Consider the following 869-nt stretch of genomic DNA (forward strand, 5'->3'; position numbering starts at 1 on the left):
TACGTCTCGAACTGGGCCGCGCTCTCGACGCTCGGCAGCCGACTGGCGGATGCGGTGATCCTCTCGGACGCGTCAAACCATGCCAGCATGATCGAGGGCATCCGCCATTCGCGCGCCCGCAAGGTGATCTGGCGCCACAACGACCCCGAGGACCTGGACCGCAAGCTGGCGCAACTGCCCGCCAATGCACCCAAGATCGTCGCCTTCGAATCCGTCTACTCTATGGACGGTGACATCTGCCCGATGGCCGAGATCGTCGAGGTGGCCGAGGCGCATGGCGCCATGACCTATCTCGACGAGGTGCATGCCGTGGGCCTTTATGGCCCGCGCGGCGGCGGCATCGCCGAAGAGCGCGGCCTCGCGGAGCGGATCACCCTGATCGAGGGCACGCTGGGCAAGGCCTATGGCTGCATGGGGGGCTATGTGTCCGGCTCGCGGGCGCTGTGCGATTTCATCCGGTCCTTTGCGAGCGGTTTCATCTTTACCACCGCGCTGCCGCCGGCGGTGGCGGCGGCCGCGCAGACCTCGATCGCGCATCTCAAGGTGTCGGAGTCGGAACGCAAACAGCAGCGCCGCCAGGTGGCGCGGCTGCGCGCGGCGCTGGACCGGCAGGGCATCCCGCATCTGGCCAATGACAGCCACATCATCCCGGTGATGATCAAGGACCCGGTGAAATGCCGGATGCTGGCGGATATCCTGATGCGCGACTACGGGATCTACGTGCAGCCGATCAACTATCCGACCGTGCCCAAGGGCACCGAGCGCCTGCGCTTCACCCCCGGCCCGCTGCATTCGGACGCCGACATCGACCACCTGGTCAAGGCCCTCACCCTCCTCTGGAAGCAATGCGCCCTGGCGCATGCGGTCGC

1 protein-coding gene is annotated in these 869 nt (G+C 66.7%); it reads left to right on the plus strand.

Going from position 1 to position 869, the window contains the following annotated elements; all coding sequences use genetic code 11:
* A partial coding sequence (gene hemA / locus KZZ07_RS26590) for a 5-aminolevulinate synthase (protein ID WP_219519924.1) occupies positions 1 to 869 on the plus strand: 869 nt, incomplete at both ends.

Source organism: Mameliella sp. CS4, assembly GCF_019392335.1.
Taxonomy (GTDB): Bacteria; Pseudomonadota; Alphaproteobacteria; order Rhodobacterales; family Rhodobacteraceae; genus Antarctobacter.